The sequence below is a fragment of the Vibrio tapetis subsp. quintayensis genome, assembly GCF_030409945.1.
Classification (GTDB): Bacteria; Pseudomonadota; Gammaproteobacteria; order Enterobacterales; family Vibrionaceae; genus Vibrio; species Vibrio quintayensis.
In genome coordinates this window covers 285,086-303,567 of sequence record NZ_JAUFQV010000043.1, presented here as the reverse complement: position 1 = coordinate 303,567, position 18,482 = coordinate 285,086, and the positions used below count along the sequence as shown (strand labels likewise).

Annotated in this window: 18 protein-coding genes; 6 read left to right on the top strand and 12 right to left on the bottom strand. The window is 44.1% G+C overall.

Going from position 1 to position 18,482, the window contains the following annotated elements:
- Nucleotides 1-9 precede the first annotated feature (9 nt).
- A complete protein-coding gene (locus QWZ04_RS22300; protein ID WP_290330483.1) occupies nt 10-843 on the bottom strand; it encodes a diguanylate cyclase domain-containing protein in 834 nt (277 codons plus the stop codon).
- Nucleotides 844-1,075: 232 nt separating this feature from the next.
- Between QWZ04_RS22300 and QWZ04_RS22295 the strand changes: the two genes are divergently transcribed.
- Together QWZ04_RS22295 and QWZ04_RS22290 are read left to right on the top strand one after the other, a co-directional pair.
- The gene (locus QWZ04_RS22295; protein ID WP_290330482.1) at nt 1,076-1,540 is read left to right on the top strand and encodes a hypothetical protein; all 465 of its coding nucleotides are present in this window, start codon (nt 1,076-1,078) and stop codon (nt 1,538-1,540) included.
- 36 nt (nt 1,541-1,576) lie between these two features.
- Nucleotides 1,577-2,134, top strand: coding sequence for a DUF4136 domain-containing protein (locus QWZ04_RS22290; protein ID WP_290330480.1), 558 nt, complete (start codon nt 1,577-1,579; stop codon nt 2,132-2,134).
- Here QWZ04_RS22290 and QWZ04_RS22285 read toward each other — a convergent pair.
- Nucleotides 2,131-3,165, bottom strand: coding sequence for a tetratricopeptide repeat protein (locus QWZ04_RS22285; RefSeq protein ID WP_435433649.1), 1,035 nt, complete (start codon nt 3,163-3,165; stop codon nt 2,131-2,133). The genes QWZ04_RS22290 and QWZ04_RS22285 overlap by 4 nt on opposite strands.
- A gap of 111 nt (nt 3,166-3,276) precedes the next feature.
- Nucleotides 3,277-4,599, bottom strand: a complete 1,323-nt coding sequence (locus QWZ04_RS22280; protein ID WP_290330477.1) for an anaerobic sulfatase maturase — start codon at nt 4,597-4,599, stop codon at nt 3,277-3,279.
- Nucleotides 4,600-4,738: 139 nt separating this feature from the next.
- Here QWZ04_RS22280 and QWZ04_RS22275 point away from each other — a divergent pair, with 139 nt between their 5' ends.
- Together QWZ04_RS22275 and QWZ04_RS22270 are read left to right on the top strand one after the other, a co-directional pair.
- Complete coding sequence (locus QWZ04_RS22275) at nt 4,739-5,572, top strand: formylglycine-generating enzyme family protein (protein ID WP_290330475.1); 834 nt, start codon at nt 4,739-4,741, stop codon at nt 5,570-5,572.
- Between the two features lie 11 nt (nt 5,573-5,583).
- Nucleotides 5,584-7,269 carry an alkaline phosphatase family protein gene (locus QWZ04_RS22270; RefSeq protein ID WP_435433647.1) on the top strand — a complete coding sequence of 562 codons (1,686 nt, stop codon included), beginning with the start codon at nt 5,584-5,586 and terminating at the stop codon, nt 7,267-7,269.
- A 96-nt stretch (nt 7,270-7,365) separates the two neighbouring features.
- Here QWZ04_RS22270 and QWZ04_RS22265 read toward each other — a convergent pair whose 3' ends face one another.
- The 3 genes from QWZ04_RS22265 to QWZ04_RS22255 all read right to left on the bottom strand — a co-directional run bounded on the left by QWZ04_RS22265 (nt 7,366) and on the right by QWZ04_RS22255 (nt 9,245).
- Entirely contained in the window at nt 7,366-7,695 is a 330-nt protein-coding gene (locus QWZ04_RS22265) for a YnfA family protein (protein WP_290330474.1), read from the bottom strand.
- 164 nt (nt 7,696-7,859) lie between these two features.
- Nucleotides 7,860-8,261, bottom strand: coding sequence for a VF530 family protein (locus QWZ04_RS22260; protein WP_290330472.1), 402 nt, complete (start codon nt 8,259-8,261; stop codon nt 7,860-7,862).
- Between the two features lie 75 nt (nt 8,262-8,336).
- Nucleotides 8,337-9,245, bottom strand: a complete 909-nt coding sequence (locus tag QWZ04_RS22255) for a LysR family transcriptional regulator (protein WP_290330471.1) — start codon at nt 9,243-9,245, stop codon at nt 8,337-8,339.
- A gap of 274 nt (nt 9,246-9,519) precedes the next feature.
- On the opposite strand from QWZ04_RS22255, the gene QWZ04_RS22250 reads away from it, so the two are divergent.
- Together QWZ04_RS22250 and QWZ04_RS22245 are read left to right on the top strand one after the other, a co-directional pair.
- On the top strand, nt 9,520-10,509 hold the full coding sequence (locus tag QWZ04_RS22250; protein WP_290330469.1) for an SEL1-like repeat protein: 990 nt from the start codon (nt 9,520-9,522) through the stop codon (nt 10,507-10,509).
- Nucleotides 10,510-10,660: 151 nt separating this feature from the next.
- On the top strand, nt 10,661-11,635 hold the full coding sequence (locus QWZ04_RS22245) for a tetratricopeptide repeat protein (protein ID WP_290330468.1): 975 nt from the start codon (nt 10,661-10,663) through the stop codon (nt 11,633-11,635).
- Nucleotides 11,636-11,757: 122 nt separating this feature from the next.
- Here QWZ04_RS22245 and QWZ04_RS22240 read toward each other — a convergent pair whose 3' ends face one another.
- From QWZ04_RS22240 to QWZ04_RS22215, 6 genes are read right to left on the bottom strand one after another with little or no spacing between them, the layout of a single operon-like run.
- On the bottom strand, nt 11,758-13,095 hold the full coding sequence (locus tag QWZ04_RS22240) for a hypothetical protein (RefSeq protein ID WP_290330467.1): 1,338 nt from the start codon (nt 13,093-13,095) through the stop codon (nt 11,758-11,760).
- Entirely contained in the window at nt 13,082-14,788 is a 1,707-nt protein-coding gene (locus QWZ04_RS22235; protein WP_290330466.1) for a vWA domain-containing protein, read from the bottom strand. The genes QWZ04_RS22240 and QWZ04_RS22235 overlap by 14 nt, the downstream gene beginning before the upstream one ends.
- A complete protein-coding gene (locus QWZ04_RS22230; protein WP_290330464.1) occupies nt 14,781-15,875 on the bottom strand; it encodes a vWA domain-containing protein in 1,095 nt (364 codons plus the stop codon). Before QWZ04_RS22230 ends, QWZ04_RS22235 begins: the two co-directional genes overlap by 8 nt.
- Nucleotides 15,872-16,414 (bottom strand): DUF4381 family protein, encoded by a 543-nt coding sequence (locus tag QWZ04_RS22225; RefSeq protein ID WP_290330463.1) that lies wholly within the window; start codon nt 16,412-16,414, stop codon nt 15,872-15,874. The genes QWZ04_RS22230 and QWZ04_RS22225 overlap by 4 nt, the downstream gene beginning before the upstream one ends.
- Entirely contained in the window at nt 16,411-17,391 is a 981-nt protein-coding gene (locus QWZ04_RS22220) for a DUF58 domain-containing protein (protein ID WP_290330462.1), read from the bottom strand. The genes QWZ04_RS22225 and QWZ04_RS22220 overlap by 4 nt, the downstream gene beginning before the upstream one ends.
- Before the next feature lie 21 nt (nt 17,392-17,412).
- Entirely contained in the window at nt 17,413-18,402 is a 990-nt protein-coding gene (locus QWZ04_RS22215; protein ID WP_290330461.1) for an AAA family ATPase, read from the bottom strand.
- Between the last annotated feature and the right edge of the window lie 80 nt (nt 18,403-18,482).

Genomic DNA, 18,482 nt, shown 5'->3' with positions numbered 1-18,482 from the left:
GCTAACAAGCTATGCATCAATAATGTTGTAGCACCCTTTTCCGGCTTTTTTGGCTTCGTACATGGCTTTATCAGCCATTGACATATTAGAGACGAGATCTTGGTCATGGCCATACTCATCATTGATGGATTTAAAGTTATCGAGATCAATATACACCAAAGCACTGGTCGTAAATGTCGCTTTTTGTACCGCATGATACAGGATAGAGCGAAAAGTCACCCGATTAGACAGCATGGTAAGTGAATCGAAATACGCCAGCTTGAAAATGTCTTCATCATGCATTTTGAGGATGTACTCATCAGCTTTCGATTGAAAGTAGATCAAGATATGACACATCCCACTCAATGCGAATAAGGTTAACACAACCCGGGAAGCAACCACTTCGCTGTAAAAGTCTGGCAACCAAACGTGCATGTCTTTCAAAGCAAATAACCCGGCTAAACTGAGCAAAAAAACTGAACTTAAAACTAAACCGGCTTTGAACTGATTAATGAAAATCGCAATGGGTGCCAAAAGGTAAATCCAGAAGATACCCGTGTCCATATAGCCACCGGTAAAGAGTAAGTAGTACGCCAATGTGTAAATAATTACAGTTAAGCCAATTACCCCCCATTCTCTGTTTTTCGTCATCACGTAAACGTTAAACATACTAAAAAGAGTAAAAGTAGATAAGATCAACGCCAAAGGGATCTGATTAGCCAAAAAACTTAATACGCTGAAGGTGAGAAGAAAAATCAAACCAAACACGGTAAATGAATTGACCATGAGTTTCTGACGGCGGTGTTTGTCTTTCACCACTTCTACCAATTTTTCAGCTACAAAATTATGTGCATTTATCGCCATTTATTTTTCCACTAATCAACATACCAACTTCGACAACCACTGCTAAGGTGCGCGCCTCCCTTCACCAACATGGCCTGCAACAATAATAGCGTAAACTCTGACTAACGAGCCGATGCGGAAAGAATTCACGGTCATTTTTTGACCCCGCTCAAGAGCCAAGTAAATTCAACTCTTAATATGTGACATTGCCGTGTATAGTACCTGGTATGCATTATTAATAAAGAACATTTTTATGGCACGCTTAACACAAAAAGAACGTGATCGTCGGTTCGAGTTTTATTGCGATCACATATTGCATCTGTTCCTTACTGAGGGATGGACGAGTGTCACTTATACTCGTTTAGCAAAAGATCTCAACTTAACGAAGAGCACTCTACAGGGTTACTTTCCTAGTAATAAGCACTTCGCGGTTGGGGTTAAAGGTAAAATTCTGCCCATCATTGCACAACAGTTAGATTTAAGCAGTGAAGATGCACTGATCAATAGCTGGGTCACGGGCATTAAAACCAATTTTCCTTTTCGCCATGCCATTGAGTTGATGCTAAGTGAAGCACAAAAGGAAACACCTTCTCCCGTTGCCATTCAAGGTATCGACCGATTTACGCAGACTCTTAAGCAACACTTTCCGGAAAGTCATGAAAGGCTTCTTGAGCAAATATTAGGCAAAGCGGTGTTAATTCTGTTAGATAAGCACTAATCTAAACGTTCACTCATTGCACATCACGGTGGTACGATGAAATTTCTAGCTCTTGCTTTGGCTTCTCTATTTTTTTCAGGATGTACGCAAACAACGGCAGTGAGCCCGCTGCCGTCGTTTGGTGTCATCGTGGTTGGGCAAGAGTCATTTTTTGATGGTAACCAAACCTATTCTTGGCACACTAAATCCGATCGTGCCTATGTAGGTGATGACGAACTTGGAAACAAAATCCTCACGTCTTATAAAAAAGCTATTGAGTCTGAAATGGCCCGTAAAGGCTATCGGCTTGTTGACGGGCAATCGTCAGGAATGAAAGTAGCATTTGGCATCGCAAGAGAATCAGAATTAAGCGATGAAGCTCTTTTTTCTCGCACCCAACTCGATACAGGTATAAACAGTTACGGTGTAGATAATAAGAAAGCCGACGAAAAAGGAACGATTTACATCGCATTTTTTCAAGGGCAATCCAACGCGGCTCAGTGGAGAGTCCTAGCTCAAGGGGGCTATAACCCCCACATCAATCATGACGACCTTGAAAACCATTCAGCCAAGCTTATGGCGATGTTACTTAGCCGTGTACCTCAGAGCCGTTAACTTGGACGTTTGGCTTCCAACTGTTGAATGACCGTTGGCGGTGCGATTTTGGCCAGTTCTTCTAAACACTGATCCGCTTTGGTGTTGTCGTAGCGGATATACATATCACACACGGCATAGAGCTGAACTGGATCACCGGAAATTTTATAGGCTTTTTCAAAAGAAGCTGTTGAAATATCGATATCAAACTCTTCTTGTAATACACCGTTTAAATACCAGTAGTAGCTATTATTTACTGCCATATCTGCTGCAATTTGGATCTCTTTTGCCGCTTGAGCTTTTGCTTCAAGCCTCACCAGCGCTAGCGATTTAGAATAATGTAATGCCGCATTCGACGGTACAATCATCATGGCCTGATCCAGTACGTTAATCGCCTGTTTGTCTTTGCCTTGACCTCGGTAATTATCAGCAAGATTTAGCCAGGCTTGAACGTTTCTTTGATCGTCAGACAATACTTGATGGTAAAGCTCGCTCGCCTTATCCCACAGCGTCTGCCAGCGATAAACATCTGCCAGCAAAAGCTGCGATGCTTCGTCTGGCTGAACCTCCAAATACGACTCCAATTCTGTTAATGCGTTTTGAATCTTACCTTGTTGCATCTCATCTAACGTTGAGTAATCTCGAACCAAATTAGCGGCCGCGGTGATGCGTACAATTCGGTCTTCATCAATGAGCAGCGGAGACACTAAACGCCAGCGATGCTCAAGTTGATAAGGCTTTGCTGCCACAATGGCCGCTTCACGTATTCTGGCCGACGGATCTTTTAAACCACGCGCAACTGCCACCAACGCATTTTGACTTGGCGACGTAGACAAGGCTTCCAAAGCCACGATTCGCTCACTGTCCGATTGATTAGTATCTTGAGCAATGTACGACCACTCACTCGCAGTTTTAGGCATCACCTGCTGAGTAATAATCGCTTTAGCCGTACTGCTTATTGCGGTCGCGTCAGCGTTACTTGCTTCATTGGCATAAAGCGAAGACGAAGCTAAAGCCGCAATAACTAAAGCGACAATCGCTGGGGACGCAATAACTGAGCCTGTTGTTTTTTTCATTGTTAACTCCAAAATCGGCATTAGATCGAGCTGAAAACATGCAGCACAACTGCATCAACGAACTAAAAGTAGTAATTCATTAACTGACTAAAATTTAGCCGCGAAAATAGGTCTGTTTTTTTGGGTTTTACGCATGGCTTCGTCACTGAACTTTCCGTGCTGTACAGGGTGACCTGTCGCCCTCAAAATGTACGCTAACGACTTATCAACATGAGAGAAGAATTTCTTCCATCCTGCGCATAAGTAGTTCAAGCCAGGCTCTCCGGATGACGTACGAATGAATCTATTTTTGGGGCACTCACCATGGCAAGCAAACTGGTATTCACACTGCTGACATTGCGTCGTTAACGTTCTAGATTTTGCAAAACCAAAACTTTGCTGGGTTTTGCTGTACGCCATGTCATCTATGTTGGTGACCTTAATGTTGCCGACTTTGTATTCTGGATAAACGTAATGGTCGCAAGTGTACACATCGCCATTTGGCTCCATCGCTAGCCCTTTGCCACACATTTTGTTCAAGGTACACAACGGGTTTTCACGCCCTAGCCACGTTTCTAAGCTCGCCTCAAAGTACTGAACAAAGACTTTACCGATGTCATTTTTAGCCCACTCATCAAACACCGCAATCAAGAAGTTACCCCATGCCTGATCCGATACACACCACGCTTCAACAATGGCGTCTTTGTTTCCTGGGATAAGGCGCTTGTCCCCTTGCTTTGGTTGATCATTTGGGTGCCATTTTTGTGGGGCCGTCGTACGAAAACTCTTTTGTTCAACAATAGGAATGAACTGCATCTGCGGCGACTTCACCACATCGCGTAGAAAACGATAAACCTCTAACGGATTCTGGCTAGTCAGGTTATTCACACAGGTGAGCGTCGCGAATTTCACATTGTGCTTGTGTAACAAGTCAACCGCCGCCATCACTTGTCTAAAGGTGCCCTTCCCGGCTTTGTTTGTACGATAGGTATTATGGATAAGCTCTGGGCCATCAATGCTTAGGCCAACCAAAAACTGATTTCGAGCCAAAAACTCGCACCATTTGTCGTTGAGCAAAGTGCCATTAGTTTGAAGATCGTTAGAAATAGCAATGCCATCTGGCTGGTATTTCTTTTGTAATTCAACAATCTTTTCGAAGTAATCTAAGCCGAGCATGGTTGGCTCACCACCTTGCCAAGAGAAGATGATTTCCGGCGTGTTTTGCCCTTCAATATACTGTCGAATGTAGGTTTCTAATGTTTCGTCATCCATACGAGGCGAGCAGCCTTTTTTGTATTCCAGCAGATCTTGCTTACTCAAGTAATAGCAGTAAGTACAATCAATATTACAAGCAGCACCAATGGGTTTTGCCATCACGTGAAGACGTTTAGAGGCTTTACCATTGTATTGAGGACCTTGAGTAATATGCATGACATAATCAACCTATTTCGTTTCGATAGAAGCATAATAATCGGCCTTACCCGAATAGGCTTGTTATACCCATTATAACCAATAGGAATAGCCTAAATCGGTACACTGTGTGCAGTTGAAATACACCGAGAGGCTATTTATGCACACTTCCGATTTGTCACTACCTGATATCAATAAAGTAAAAGCGTTACGGTTAACTAAACGCGCTTTTATTTCAGTAAGTTCCATTACGATCGCGCTATTCATCAATGGATGTGCAACAGCACCAACCCATCCGGTCGCGATGCAGATCGAACAAGACATGGTGCTAGTCGACGGTGGGCAGTTTGTGATGGGCTCAAATTCAGCTAATGCAACCAAAGCAGAGCAGCCTGCACGATCCGTTACCGTGGACAGTTTTTACATTTCCAAATTCGAGGTCACTCAAGACATATTTAATCAGGTTATGGGCCACTCCCTTAGTTATTTTCAAGGTGACGATATTCCTGTTAACAATCTAAGTTGGCAACAGGCCAATTACTTCATTGAGCAATTGAACGAACTCACCGGGCAACAGTACCGGCTACCAACAGAAGCTGAGTGGGAGTTTGCCGCTAAGGGCGGAAACCTCAGCCAAGGCTACACCTATAGTGGCTCAGATAATATTGACGATGTGGCATGGTATGGCGACAACGCCAACAACCGTGCCCACCCGGTCGGCCAAAAACAGCCTAACGAATTGGGGGTTTATGATATGACAGGCAACGTTGGCGAATTTGTTATCGATGCCTTTGAAGATACCTATTACCGCTTTGGGCCAACGGACAACCCTAACAACGCAAAAGACAGCGACATCAACCTTTCACACAAGTCAGTACGTGGCGGAAGCTTTGCTTACGATGCAAGTGAATCTGAAAACTACCGTCGTGACTTTGCTAGCCAATCTATCATCATGTCTGACATGGGTTTACGCCTAGTTAAAGACGCCAACTAAGGATAAGTATAATGGACGTTAAATTACCGGCTCTTACCCTTGCTCTTATGTGCAGCTTTCCCGTTGCGGCTCAACACTCACAACCGGATCTTGTTTTGCAGATAACTGTCGATGGCCTTCGCGGCGATTTACTTAACCGCTACAAACACAACTTCGGCAATGACGGCTTTCGTTATTTAATGGACCAGGGTGTCGTTTATAATAACGCCCATTACCAACATGGCAATACGGAGACCATTGTTGGACATGTTGCCTTAGCAACGGGCGCGCCACCTAGTGTGAATGGCATGGTTGGCAATGTTTGGTATGATCGCAGTGAAGAGCGCGTCGTCTATAACGTTGAAGACAAAGACTACGCAAGCCTGACATCCGGAGCAAGTGTCGACAAAAATACTGAAATCGACCCCACTCAAAAAGCGGCGCAAAACGAGGGCCGCTCACCACTGTCCATACTAACGTCAACGTTTAGTGACGAATTGACGGTGTCGAGTAATGGGCAATCCAAAGTCTTCTCTGTTTCTGTTAAAGACCGAGGGGCTATTTCTCTTGCGGGAAAAACCGGCAAAGCATTTTGGTTTTCTAAGGCAAAATCAGAGTTCATCACTACCAATTATTATTACGACAGCTACCCAAAATGGGTTGATGATTGGAATCAAGCTGACTTTGCAGCTAAGTATTCAGGCAAACGTTGGGAACTCAGTCTCCCTGAGACTCAATACACCCTGATCGAGAAACAACAAGATCATAAAGTAAAATTGGCGGGCTTTGAACGAAGCTTTCCGCACCCATACGGACCAAGCAGTTTCCCTTATTTCAGTACCATGCTGACACTCAGCCCCGCAGGTGACGAAATCACCGCCGACTTCGCATCAACCCTTTTAGAAAAGGAAGATCTAGGCAACAACAACTTCACCGACTATTTGGCGGTTAGTTTCTCGTCTAACGACTATGTTGTGCATATGTTCGGCCCAGACAGTTTAGAAACCGAGGACAATTTGCTTCGTTTAGACAAAACCATCGCGACGTTGCTTAAAAAAGTGGATAAGCAAGTCGGGTTAGAAAACACCCTGATCGTGCTTTCAGCTGATCATGGCGTGCCGGAGGCCTCACCAACCGCAAACCAACTCGGGTTTAGAAACGCACAATACTTTGATAAAAATACGTTACTTTCATCCGGTGTTGAAAACCGCTTAAAAGCAGACTTCGGATTAGACGGAGAAGCCATTCGCCTATTCGCACAACCCTACATTTATCTCAATCACGATGTGATTGCTAAACACGGCGTCAAATTGGCTGATGTTCAAGCATCTGTTGCTGACGAAGTGAGCAAAATCAAAGGTGTATATCAGGCTGTATCCAGCTCAGATATCGCACAAAACCGGGTACCTAACAGCCGCTTAATGACGTTAGTGCAGAACAACTACCACCCCGCTCGCTCAGGCGATGTTTACGTGATTTTTGATAATCGTAGTTACATTAATGATATGGATGGTCTAACGATTGCTTCCACTCACGGGTCGCCATGGCGCTATGATACCCATGTACCCATTATCTTTGCAGGTTACCAACTAGCGCCGAAGCAAGTTAGCCGTGAAGTCACGCCTTACGACATTTCGCCTACCTTATCCAACCTCCTCGGGATCACGCAACCAAGTGGTGCAACGGGGCACGTGCTGCAAGAAGTCACGGACCAATAGCAAACAGCGGCTAACTAATTGCTAGCTTACCAATAAATAAGTCGTGGCGACCTAAGTAGACCACGACTTATTACTTTTCACGCCGCCGTTGATGGTCTAAGCGCTACGAGGAGCAAACATAATGATCGCCATGCCAAGTAACGAGACAGACACTCCAAGCGTATCCCACACGGTTGGCTTAATACCATCAACTACCCATAACCACAGTATCGCGACAAAAATGTACACGCCACCGTAGGCGGCATAGACTCTGCCCGCAGCAGTAGGATGCAAAGAAAGAAGCCAAGCAAACAGCCCGAGACAAAAAACAGCGGGCACTAATAACCACGCAGATTGCCCTTCTTTGAGCCATAGGTAGGGTAAATAGCACCCCAAAATTTCCGCAATTGCCGTAATAAAAAACAGCCCAATCGTCTTCAGCTCCAACTTTTCACCCAATCAATCAGTCACGCACTTCAATATCAAGAATAATACGCGTTATCATAATGAGAACAAGTTCAACTTACAGCGGAGCCGTTAAAATTTGGCTAATCCATGCTTTAGAACGAAAAAAACGAGCCGCTTGGGCTCGTTTTTAGAATAGCGATTAACTAACGTCCTCTATGACGTCCGCCGCGAGAAGTGCGGGCTTTATAGGTCGACGCCGCTTTCGCCTGTGACGCTTCAATCGACTCAACCGTCAATACCATCGGCTCTCTTGGCTCAATGCCATTTGCGAAGGTACGCATGCGTGGAGGCATATCGTATTCCTCATCATTCGGTTTTGGCATACGCTTATAACGAGATAAGTAAAACTTCTCTACTTTTTCACGTGCCCATTCCGTCTTTTTAAGGTATTTCACAGCGCTGGCCACTGACGGGTTTGTATTGAAACAATTCATACGCATTGCCACGTCTAAAATATTCCAACCGTAATGATCAGAAAGCTCTTTGACCATTTGCTCTAATCCCAGCCCATGAAGCGGGTTATTTTGTTGCTCTTCTAATGACATGAACGCCCTACATACAGTTCACTAATTGATACCAGACACAGTATACGTTAATCCGAGGCGGCTGGATAAATAAACTTAAACTGATTTGGCTTGCTTCGCCGCCTCTTTCAATCGTTCTCTTAACCAGCGGTGTGCACTTTCGTTTGTTCGGCTTGGGTGCCAGATCATGCTCAAGTCAGAAATAGGCAAATGGAATGGCACTGGCATCATTTTCAGGTTATACAGTTGCTGGAACATCACCACGCTTGACTCAGGTAGCATTCCGATTAATTCAGAAGAGTTTATGACCGGCATCATTTCTAATACCCCTGCAGCGCGGTACACGATTTTTCTACGCTCTAGCGCTGGATAATCCTCGTTATTGAGTAGACTGGCTCTAACGTGCCAACGCGACACAACAACATGCCCCTCATTTAAAAACTCTTGCTCTGAAATTACATCACCAATTCTTGGGTGATCTTTTGCGCACACCACTTTTAAGCTTTCCGTATGAAGCACTTCTTGCTTTAGAGTGCTGCGGCCTCTAGGTGGAATATTAATGATCAGATCGTAGCGTTGCAAACGAAGATCTGTCTCGTAGTCTTCCGTAAAGAGAGGGTGAACCTCTAACGCAATATTGGGCGCGATTTTGGCAATGATCGCCATTAAATTGGGCAGTAATTCGTAACTGGCCACGGAAACACAAGCGATGGAAAATACACGATTAGACACTCGATGGTCAAAATCACGAGATGCCGATAGTGTTGACGTATAGTTTTTCAGTGACGCCGACATCGCAGGATAGATATCGCTCGCAAACGACGTTGGCTCAACCCCTGACGCGGTACGATGAAACAATGGCTCGTCGTATATATCACGCAATCTCGCCAACGCCTTGCTCACAGCAGGTTGGCTGATTTGCATGCGCACGGCAGCCTTAGACAAACTGAGTTCTTCATAAATGGCCACAAATATTGGAATCAGATTCAACTCAGTATTTTTCATAGTCGCTCATGTTTCAAAAGTAGAGGTCTGATTATAGTTTACTAACTCACTGTATTCGAGATGAATTTCATATAACTAAGCTCTATTCCGAAGCACAAGGCCTTACTGCTTAAATACCACCTTAACTCCGAGAGCTAGTCAAGATCAAAGCCAGACCTGCCATGCAGTTAATCGAACATAACAATGAAAACCTTGAGGCTCATTAATTGATACCAACAGGCTTAACCAGCAAGCCTTTACTAACATCGCTGTACTTATTTAAAAAGAAGATATAATGAACACCCCAGTTCTAAGAGGTCAATTGATGAATTCATTTTTAACAAAATTTATATTGTTATCTGTATATTCAGTCGGTGTTTTAAGTACACCACTCTATAATAAAAGCACTGATGCCCTGTTAGAATATTCAACACAAGCTATCAATTCCCCTTTACTCAATGTAAATGCTTCTGATCTCTACGAACTCGCTACCATGTATGAAAATGGAGATACTGTTGAGAACGATATAAATAAAGCTATTGAACTCTATACTCAATCGGCTCAGCAAGGTGAGGTAAATGCTCAAGCAAGGTTATCCTCGTTGTATTTTAAAGGTATACATGTTGAAGATGATTTCAATAAGGGTCTTTATTGGGCAGAAAAAGCAGCACAGCAAGAAAATGCCGAATCACAAGTCATGTTAGGCTATCTATATAGAACAGGAACTGGTGTTTCAAAAAACATAGCATTGGCATTAACTTGGACCAAACGAGCTGTGGCTAATGGCAGCACTGATGGCTTAGTGATGCTTGCATTCATGAATAGCGAAGGGATAGGTACGCCAGTCGACGACAAAACTGCATTTGACCTGTATCTAAAGGCGGCAAAGGCTGGGCATCCCATTGCTCAAGAAAACGTTGCAACCTCTTACGGCCATGGCACAGGCGTAAAGCGAAATTATGAGCAATCCGTCTATTGGCATAAAAAAGCAGCTGATGCCGGACAAGTTAACTCTATGGTGGCGTATGCGGCCTCTTCACTTTTTAGTCGTGGAATGACTAAAGATATTAATATTACTTTAGAATATTTTCACAAAGCAGCGGACAAGGATAATCCTGTTGCATTGTCGATTCTTGGTACTATGTATGGCTATGGCTGGGACGTAGAACAGGATTGTAAACTTGCTATCGAATATATTAGCAAAGCGGCCGACATGAATTATGTGCCTTCACTAAAGCTCCTTTCCGCTATATACAAAATTGTTGGGGAGTCCCCATCTCCTTAGATAAATCAATGGACCTAGAGGAAAAACTAATGGCAATGGGAAGTGATATTTCAAGCAATGATATACAAGAAATCTCTTGTGAAAAATAGTCAATAGTTTCTATTTAAATCAAGAAACTATAGCAAAAATATAATTTATATTGGATTTATCTATGAAAAGTTATAATAAGGGAATTAAAAGTGATGATAATGTTAAAGAGAATAGTTCCCCACTCATTAACATTCATCGCACTATTAGGCTAACTCTCGGAACTCTGCTCTCAATTGCCTTATTCTCATGTCCGATCATTGTGTACGCAATGGAGCATAACAAAGATATTATTAACTCTGATTTTGTTGATTTAGGCGAAGAGTATGAAATATTGTATCCACTAGCGAAAGGTGGTGATGCTGTCATGCAATACTACCTAGCAGAAGCATACTACAAGAAAGGCTATAGTGAATTAGCAATCAACTGGTATCATAAATCAGTGGAACAAGGTTATGCACCAGCTCAGTACCACCTGTCACGCAGATATCTGTATGGTAAAGGAGTAGATCAAGATAATGCCCAAGCCATGCATTGGATGCAGCAATCAGCCAAACAAGAATATTTGCCTGCACAGTCAGAATTGGGGATCCTGTATGCACAAGGTGAAGCAGTCTCTCAGAACAATCAATTAGCAATATATTGGACTAAAAAAGCGGCGGATAAAGGCTATGCTAACGCACAATTCAATCTCGCTATTATGTTCCATATTGGCACCGTCGTTCCAAAAGATAGAGTTAAAGCTTTGTATTGGTTTGAAAAATCCGCAGCGCAAGGGGATGAAGGAGCTCAGTTCCATCTGGGAAATTATTATACGAACGGTATAGCCGTCAAACAAGATAGTGAAAAAGCCCTATATTGGTTTCGTCAAGCAGCAAATTCAGGCTACGCCTTCGCTCAGTTCAACCTAGGTTTGACTTATTTTAATTTGGAAGAACATAACAACGCGCTTTTATGGCTTCTAATATCTCAGCTCAATGGGCATGACGCTTCCAACGCGATAAAGATCGTCCGCGAATATCTAACCACTGAGGCGATTAGAAATGCTGACAACATGTCCAAGAAATGCGTTGAGTCCGATTACCTAATTTGTGAGTAACTAATTTGTGAGTAACTAAGGGAATAATACAGATGGGCGGTATGTGAAAGCATTACCGCAAACCCTCTCCATCGAGGTTAAGTGCATATCAACATTGACCTAACCCCGCTTATGGGATCCGTTTACAGATCCAAACATTTAAACCCAGAAAGCTTATTCATTTCATTTTTACTTTTAATTTGAAACCACATAGTAATAAACTTCCGTTTACTCAAAACGCTCATTTGCAATGCTTCACTGTCTTGTTGCCAAACTGGGTTGCTCTCCAACTGGCGCAAGGCAAGCAAGTTGGTTTTGTCTCTTAACTGTAGATAAATCAAAGTACGAGCTGCAGGCCATTTTTTTCCATAAAGAAGCACAGACAGACTAACAATTCTTGGTAAAGGATTACGGCGATAATACCAAATACCAGCGCATAGTATGAAGGCTGACATTATTGAAAAACTACTAGCCATCAATATCAGGCTTTTATGCTCCTGTACATAAGAAGTAAAGGTATGTTTAACAACTAGCCTATGTCCAGGTAATACGAGCTCTTCAACCCTGGCTGTTTCACTATTCCACCAATGGAAGTGCACACTGGGAAAAACAAGCTCCCCACCTTTTTGAATAACGTAAGTACGACTTTCTTTACGTGTGGCAACATACTCCCCTCGCATTTGTTGATCGGTAAGTTCATGAGGTGAAGAGTAAGCCTGAGTCGCATCATTGTTTTGTAAAGCAAGCATAGATGGGAGAAAAATAGAGAGAGTGTCCCGAGCCTTTATCGTCACCGTGTGCGTTACCGAGTCACCAACCTTTAACTCGGAACGAGACAACTGCCAGCTTTCTTGAATACTTGCGTCTGTCGCACTAAACCAGCTCTGAGACGAATCTAGTAATCCACTCGGTAAAACAGCATTGAACGATAATGATGGCGTCATGAATTCCAGCGGGACTTTTTGACGATTTTCATCCGCAACAATGACAGAAACGGGTATGGATGGCAGCGTAAACATGCCCGATTGCTGAGGAAATAGCGGGATTTCCCACCGTTGTTTTGACCACGTCTGCCCTTTTTCTCGGGTGGTATAATTAGTGGCTAACTGGTTACTTTGCCTAACGATCGCGTGGGGCAAGTCGATATAACCTATATCAGTACCACCAGCAAACCAAGTTGGAGTGCTTACCTCTATGTAGAGTTTAATTTGGTCGTTGACGTAATATTTGTCTAATATAGTGGCTTTTTTCTTGTCAATTTGGGCTCGCTTTGAATCAACTAATACTGGGCTGTCAGACAGCCATACCGACACAGTGACTCGATCTTTTACTGATTTATGACTCCCTTCTAGTTGACTCATAAGTGTAGAATTAGCAGCAGAACTAGCAAAAGAAAACGGCGCAAATAACACGCTGGTAAAACAAAGAAAACCAATGATAAGAGTGCGATAGTTCCCAAGCCCAATGTCATTTTTCATCATGAGTACGCTCCTCATTACCACGATTTTGAAGTTGTATTTGAAACTTCGCCATTAAAAAGTATTTAGGATCAGCTTCAACACGCTTTAGCCATTTATCCGCTAACTCTTTGCTGCCCAATATCTCGTTGGCATTGAGCTTTTCGCGCAACAACACACTTGAAACAACGGTTTCTTCATAGCCCTCTGATGTTTGTGGGTTGTTCCCCAACTCCATCGACTCTTCCAACCCTTCAGTGGTGTTCGCTTGGCTTTCACTGGTACGTTCTATCTGTTCAATGATATGCGTAATTGCTGTTAGGTTTTGACTCGCATTAAGCCTAAGTGTAGGGTCTAAGTCCCCCTCTTCTAGTATTTCAATGAGCGCATTTTTTGCCGCTAAATATTCCCTTTGGCGAGCCAGTGCGCTTGCGGCATTATAAAGAGCTAGATCAGAATCTTTGACTTGCATAAAAGCCGTAAAAGCCAGTTGGTATTCTGCTGCGTAATAATAAGCCACACCTTTTCGGTATGGATCTTGGTAATGTACTGCCGCTTCAAGGTAGTCTTTTTGATTGAACAATCGTTGACCTTGTTGGTCTGGTGTGAACCAAAGGCCAATCCACCAACGGTGAAGGACGTCTTGTTTACTTTGCTTTGTGGGCGCTGAAACCTCTATCGGTTGCGCATTTTCTACTGTTTGCGCCATAACAGGAGTGCTAATCCCAAGGCCCGTAACAGCGATGCCCACTATTACCCATTGAACAAGCCAACCTTTTCTAAACCAGAACAATAGCAATAAGGCAATGGGAAACAACAAGTAATACCCCATATCTTGCCATGGCATATCTGATTCGCCATTGAGTTGCAGGTGTTTTTCAATCAAACGGCTGACGCGTTCTACATCTCGGTTGTCGGTCGTTACTTCAACCAAACTTCCACTTGTTTTCGAAGCAAGTGACGATAATGCATTCATATCTAACGGCGTATTGGAGACCACAGCAGGGTTACCAACCGCAAGAATCAACAACTGCGCGTTCGTTTTAGCAAAGTATGATTGATACTGGTTGCTCGCTTCCGGGGAGACACCGTCAGTCACCAATAAAATCGTATTCCCCGCCCCCTCACTTGTACTCGCAAATTGCTCATCAATGATCGGCAAAGCTGTTTCAGCTTGTTTGCCTGTTTTAGGCATGATGTCTGGAGTGATGGCGGCTAAGTAAGGAAGTAACACCTTAGTATCCGATGTTAACGGCATTGCGGTATGGGCTGTGCCTGCGAACACAATCAAACCGGTTCTACCACCATTCCGCGATTCAACAATAGATTGAATCTTGTGCTTGGCTCGCTCTAATCGGCTAGGAGCAATGTCTGTGTCTAACATGGATTCACTGGCATCCAACACAATGATCAGCTCCGCTTTGTCTTCACCAAAAGGGGACGGTATGTGTTGCCATGTTGGCCCAGCGCAGGCCACGATTGCACACACGAACCCTGCCGTTAGCAACTTAAGCGGTAATTGAGACTGCCAACCTCGATTGCCAATTAATAGTACTTTTCTTATGTGTTCTGGCAGTACGTCATGAAGTGCGCTTTGGTTGTCTTTCTTCCAACGAAGCGTAACCAAAACGATCATTGGTAACAATAGCCATAACCAATGCGGTCTAAGGAAGTGGAATTGTTCAATAAAAGTTGCCCAAGTCGTCAAGTTAAACATGATTTACCCCCTCGTCACCGTCACCGTCACCGTCACCGATTAATGGTGAGCGGTCCACCGTTTTTTCTGCTTTATTTTTCGAAAAAGATCGAACGAATTCCGACGTTGACGACACCGTAAATGCTGCCAAGTACATCAATACAATGGTAATCATTAGATAGTGATGAATTTCTTTTCTCGGTTGATACGACGTGCTCTGGTATAGCTTGGGCTCAAGTTCATCAATCTGTTGATAGGCTTTAGACAAAGCGATGTGATCGAGCGCTTCAAATGCCTGGCCACCAGACTCTGCAGCAATGCGATTGATCGTGTCCATATCTAATGCAGCTTCTCCCACGGTTGCCGGATCTCCCATCGCAACAACATGGATTCGAACATCATAAGCCCCCGCAATTTTTGCCGCATCAATAGGCTCTACGAAGCTGCCAGTGTCGTTACCATCCGTTAGTACGATGACGACTTTCTCAGCGGTGTCTTGCTGCTTTTCTTCCGCTTGCAGTTGAAATACTTTGATCGCAAGCCCTAACGCATCCCCAAGAAACGTACTTTGGCCAGCCATCGCCACTTCGGTTTGCTCAAGTAAGGTCAACCAAGCCTGATTGTCGGCGGTAAAAGGCGTTTGAATAAATGCGGCGTCACCAAATAAAATCAAACCTAATCGGTCACCTTTACGGTTTTTACCAAAATCAGACAGCACTTCCTTTGCCGCTTGTAAACGCGTTAGTTTTTCACCCGTCGGACTTTTAAAATCTTGTTCGGCCATAGAACCGGATAAGTCCAGTAACACCATGACATCACGGCCGACTAAATCTCGTGTTTGCACTTCTCCTAAAATGGTAGGTTTCGCGAGCGCGATAACCATAAGCCCCCAAGAGAGCAGCAAAATAACCCTTTGCCACCACTTAGGTCTAAGTTGGCTGTTTGGTCGTTCCGTTTTAGATCCCATTGAAGACAATAGAACATCAAAAAAAGGAACTTTAGCGGCTACCTGTCGGGTTTTGTAAGCCGGAATGAGCCGATAGACCAAAATAGGCAGCGGCAACAACCAAAACATAGCGGGATGAACATACTCTAGTTCCGATATCATCGTACTGTCACCTCACTTTGGTGGCATTTGACCCACTCAATACTTTGAATCATGATCTGTTCTAGCTCAGTGTGAGATAGCTTTTCCTCAGGGTTTACCAAGGAGTTCATCCATCGCTCCCCTAAGTTTGAATGAAACGATGTACTGCCCCCATCAAAATTTGAACGAGAACGGGTCGAAGTCTTTTTGTGGGTGCTAGGCAACATGCCATCTAATTGCTTCAAAAATTCCGAACCATGCAACTGTGCATGATTGGCATCCAAATAAAACAATACTTGTTTGAGGATCACGAAGACTCGGTAGCCTGCATCATCAGTCATGATATGCATGTTTAATAACGCTTCAATCGCTTCGCCGCGATAACGATTTTCCCAACGGTTTCTGGCAATTTTAAATCCGGAATACACAACCAAAACCAACAGGGCCGCTGCTAGAACTTTCCAACCTATGGTCTGCGGAATCCAGCTAATTTCTGGAGGGACTTCTACGTCATTCAAATCTCGTAGAATGTAAGTACTAGGTGCACGATGCTCTGTCATGTACGACCTCCCACTTTCTGCTTAAAAATGCGCAAATGGTTGCCAGACGTTCCCAATTCTATGAACGGAAGTTTTTTTGCTGTCATCAGCTTTCGTAATCGGTTCCGCTTGGTATCACCACTGTGTTCAAGCACCTGATTGATTTCAGATACCAGCGCCTTACCACTAATATTCATTTGCTGTTCGCCATTGCCAATAACCCATGGTTGAGTATGCAGACGTTCAGGTAATTTAAGCTCTAGCGGGTCAGAGACCAGCACACTGACCACATCATTTCGCTGTTGTAGGTATTTAAGGGCATCCAAATCGCGTTCGCTGGCGTCATGCCAATCGCTAATCAAAATCAGCGTACTTGACCTAAGATTCAAACGTATTAACTGTTTAATAATATTACTAAAGTTGCTAATTGAATCATTAGATGAATGGCAGTTTAAGTGCTGGGTCGCTTTCGCAATATCACTGAGCCGATGCAACAGATCATTTTGTGAACGGCAAGAGCGGCTTAGTTGTATTTGCTTTGGCGTCGCTAACACAAACCCAACTCGGTCACCCTGCTTAATGGCTTTCCAGCCACACAAGGCTGTTACTTCTGCCACCACGACCGATTTCATCACACTCTGAGAAGAGAAAAACATCCCGGAGCGCAGATCTGCTAACACGATGACATTGCGATCTTTTTCCTCGGTGTAACTGCGTACATAGGGCTTACCCACACGCATTGTCGTCTTCCAATCAATGTTGCGAACATCATCCCCTGGTTGGTAATGCTTCAGCTCTTCAAAATTTAACCCTCGGCCACGAAACAAAGAGTGCTGTCGTCCGGCCAACGAAGTGCCCGAACTAATATGCGGCAACAAACTGAATGACTGAGCTTGAGATTGGAGAGGTACCAACTGCTTATAGCTGCAACAAATACGGCTATCGATATCATCGCTCGGAGCCTGTTCGTTCGTCTGATTAGAGAAGATTTTCGTCATAGTCACCCCTACTAATTGCTGTTAACCGATTTCTACGTTATCAAGCAACTCGTTAATGATGTCACTGCGGTTCACACCATCTGCAAGAGCGTCGTACGATAATGCGAAGCGATGACCCAATACCATAGGAACAACACTGCGTACGTCGTCAGGAAGCGTGTAATCTCGCCCTTGTAACCATGCATACGCTCGAGCACATTTATCTAATGCAATGGATGCCCTTGGGCTTGCTCCGATTTCAATCCAGTTTTGCAAACGGGAATTACGGTATCGGCTTGGTGTTCGGGTCGCCATGACTAGGGCCACAATGTAGTTTTCCACCAACGGCGACACACTCACTTTCGATAACTGCTGTCTCGCGGTGAGTATTACGCTTGGATCGATCCCTTCTGAACTTGAATCATCGTCTTTAGTGGCAGCGCTCTGTTGTGCCTCTTCAGCACGAAGTAACCGGATAATGCTCAACTCGCTGTCTTGTTCTGGGTATTCCACCGTGACTTTAAGCATGAACCGATCGAGCTGTGCTTCTGGCAAGGTGTACGTGCCCTCTTGCTCGATAGGGTTTTGCGTGGCCAAAACCATGAATAAATCCGGTAGGCTATGGCTTTCACCACTTATGGTGACGGTGTTCTCTGCCATCGCTTCTAATAATGCCGCTTGGACCTTAGCTGGTGCGCGATTGATTTCATCGGCAAGCACAATATTGTTGAAGATCGGGCCTGGTTGAAAATGAAGTGAAGGTTTGCCATCAACATCTTGATAGACCTGTGTACCTGTTACGTCAGACGGCAAGAGATCGGGAGTGAATTGAACTCGACCAAAACCCGTATTCAACTCTGCGGCCAAGCTTTTAACAGAACGTGTTTTGGCCGTACCCGGCAGCCCCTCAAGCAGAACATGCCCTTTCGTCAACAGTCCCAATACCAAGGCTTCTACTACGTGACGCTGCCCTATTACCGATTTTTCTACTTGTTCAATAAGTTGGTTGACGCTTTTCTGGGTTTGATTCATTTTTCACTCCGGTCAAACAGTTAGCGTACCGATCTTACCTCAAGGGGATATAACCTTTGGTTATAGTCACTATAAAGCGA